The organism is Mesorhizobium sp. M7A.T.Ca.US.000.02.2.1 (assembly GCF_003996995.1).
Taxonomy (GTDB): Bacteria; Pseudomonadota; Alphaproteobacteria; order Rhizobiales; family Rhizobiaceae; genus Mesorhizobium.
This window is the reverse complement of the sequence record NZ_RZTT01000590.1, coordinates 1-2817: the sequence shown is the minus strand read 5'-3', so window position 1 is coordinate 2817 and position 2817 is coordinate 1. Positions and strand designations below refer to the sequence as shown.

Below are 2817 nucleotides of genomic sequence, written 5' to 3'. Positions count from 1 at the left end.
TCCCTATGCCAACCGCTACTACATCGACACCAGCACCGACAGCTTTCTCAAGGGCACGCCGATCCGGGTCCGGCTTGAGGACGAGAATGCCAAACTGGATGCGGCGCGCCTTCAGGCCCGGCAAAAAGGCGAAGCCATTGTCAGTCAGGCCGAGTTGGACGCCAATCGCGGCATCACCGCCGGTTTCAACCCGGTGACCGAACTTTCGGCCGATCCGCACCGGATGGCAGTCAACCCGCGCCCGATCTTTTCGCCGGTCGACCCACCGCTCGAGTTTCGGCTCGACGAGCTCGGCATGAACAACACCGAGGGCTGCGAGAGCCAGGGCGAGATCAACGGCTTCCGGCTGCTGCGTATCGAGGCGCAGGATGGCGGCGCGACCAAGCCGCTGCACGAGGACAAGGCGATACCGAAAAGCCGGGGTTGCCCGAACGGCTACCGCATCGGCGCCGTGCAGACCTTTTCGATGGACAGTCTCAGCGCCTATGCCGTGCTGATCGCGGTGCGCCAATACGGCTTTGAAGGCCCGGACTTTCGCTGGATTGCGGTGACCGGTCGCCTGTGACATCGCTTGTCCCACCCGCTCCGCGCGATCGTTCGCCGAACCGCCTTCGCCGCGCGATACCGACGCCGCGCACTGCGTTTTATGGCGCCTTGCTATGGGCCATGACGATGGGCGCTAGCGCGCTCGTCACCCTGTTGTTGGACGACTGGGAGACACCGGCGAAAATCCGCATTGTCACTATGCTGTTCGCGGTGGGAGCTGCGCTGGCCTTCCCGATCGGCCTGTTCGCGGCGCGGCTGGTCTCGCAGGGAAGACGCTGGGAAGTCGCCTTCGCCGCGGCCTTCGTGTGCCTAGCAGCGGCGACGATCGGCCTGACCGCCGGGCTGTTTGCCCTGCAGTACCGCTCCTACTACGCCGAGTGGCACGCCCCTGTTTTCACCCGCACCTGGGTCCTCCAGTTCGTCTTCACGACGTTGATTGCGCTTTATCAGTTCGTGGTGCTGGGCATCCGGCTCTATTTTCCAGTTGGTTTCATCGCTCTATTTGCCGCGGGCGTCTGGTTTGCGCGCCAGCAGCGTTGAGCATTTTGCTCGCCTCTGTTAGGACGCGGGCAAACTTCTCGATATGTCAGGACTGACCGATGATCCCTCGCTATTCCCGGCCGGAAATGGTCGCCATCTGGTCGCCAGAAACCCGGTTCCGCATCTGGTTCGAGATCGAAGCCTATGCCTGCGACGCGCTGGCCGAACTCGGCGTCATCCCCAGGGAAGCGGCAAAAACCATCTGGGAAAAGGGCGGGGCGGCAAAATTCGATGTCGAGGCGATCGACGAGATCGAGCGCGTCACCAAGCATGACGTCATCGCCTTCCTGACCCATCTTGCCGAATTCGTCGGACCGGACGCCCGCTTCATCCACCAGGGCATGACCTCGTCCGACGTTCTCGACACCTGCTTTGCCGTACAGCTTACCCGGGCCAGCGACATCCTGCTCGCCGATATCGATGGCCTGCTTGCAGCGCTTAAGCGCCGCGCCTTCGAGCACAAGGACACCGTCACCATCGGCCGCAGCCATGGCATCCATGCCGAGCCGACGACCTTTGGCGTCAAGCTGGCGCAGGCCTATGCCGAATTCTCGCGCTGCCGCGAGCGGTTGGTGCACGCGCGCGAAGACATCGCCACCTGCGCGATTTCGGGCGCGGTCGGCACCTTCGCCAACATCGACCCCTATGTCGAGGAACACGTCGCGGCGAAGCTCGGCCTGAAACCCGAGCCGGTGTCGACGCAAGTGATCCCGCGCGACCGCCATGCCATGTTCTTTGCCACGCTCGGCGTCATCGCCTCGTCGGTCGAGCGGCTGTCGATCGAGATCCGGCATTTGCAGCGCACCGAAGTGCTGGAGGCGGAAGAGTATTTTTCGCCGGGCCAGAAGGGCTCGTCGGCCATGCCGCACAAGCGCAACCCCGTGCTGACCGAAAACCTCACCGGTCTTGCCCGCATGGTGCGCTCCATGGCGCTGCCGGCGATGGAAAATGTGGCGCTCTGGCACGAGCGCGACATCTCGCACTCCTCGGTCGAGCGCATGATCGGCCCGGATGCCACCGTGACGCTCGATTTCGCACTGTCACGGCTGACCGGCGTCGTCGACAAGTTGCTCGTCTATCCCGACAACATGCTGAAGAACATGAACAAGTTCCGCGGCCTCGTGCATTCGCAGCGCGTCATGCTGGCGCTGACCCAAGCCGGCCTGTCGCGCGAAGACTCCTACCGGCTGGTGCAGCGCAACGCCATGAGAGTGTGGGAGCAAGGCGCTGATTTCCTTGAGGAACTTTTGGCCGACAAGGAAGTGACCGCAGCGCTGCCGGAAGCCGAAATCCGCGAGAAATTCGACCTGGGCTATCACACCAAGCATGTCGACACGATCTTCAAGCGGGTGTTTGGAGAAGCCTGAGCTTCCTTCTCCCCGTCACTATACGAGGAGAAGGTGCCGGCAGGCGGATGAGGGGCGGTGCCGACTTCGGCGACGATCGCACCCATTCACGCTTTGACAAATTCACGACTTTGGCGCTGCCCCTCATTGCCCTGCCGGGCATTTCTCCCCGTATAGTGACGGGGAGAAAGACGCTCTCAAGCCTTGCCGGGAACAGTCCTGATCACCGTGCCCCACGGGTCTTCGCGGGTTGCTGGGCTCGTCACATTGTCCGAACGCATCTCGACCCAGGCAAGGCCCGACCGGCTCGAATCGCGGCGGCCAGGCGGTGTTCCTGTCGTCGGGCGGCTATCACCACCACATCGGCGCCAACGCCTGGCAGAGT

The 2817-nt window shown here is 63.1% G+C and carries 3 protein-coding genes and 1 pseudogene; 3 read left to right on the top strand and 1 reads right to left on the bottom strand.

Annotated features, from left to right (window positions below; all coding sequences use genetic code 11):
- From EOD15_RS32105 to purB, 3 genes are all read left to right on the top strand, one after another.
- On the top strand, window positions 1-565 hold a 565-nt coding region (locus EOD15_RS32105; protein ID WP_127409198.1), incomplete at its 5' end, for a DUF2259 domain-containing protein.
- A 107-nt stretch (window positions 566-672) separates the two neighbouring features.
- Complete coding sequence (locus tag EOD15_RS32100; protein ID WP_127321100.1) at window positions 673-1086, top strand: hypothetical protein; 414 nt, start codon at window positions 673-675, stop codon at window positions 1084-1086.
- A 59-nt stretch (window positions 1087-1145) separates the two neighbouring features.
- Entirely contained in the window at window positions 1146-2453 is a 1308-nt protein-coding gene (purB, locus tag EOD15_RS32095) for an adenylosuccinate lyase (protein ID WP_127269895.1), read from the top strand.
- A gap of 176 nt (window positions 2454-2629) precedes the next feature.
- Here purB and EOD15_RS37385 read toward each other — a convergent pair.
- Window positions 2630-2755, bottom strand: a pseudogene (locus EOD15_RS37385) (VOC family protein); the annotation flags it as partial.
- Window positions 2756-2817: the final 62 nt, after the last annotated feature.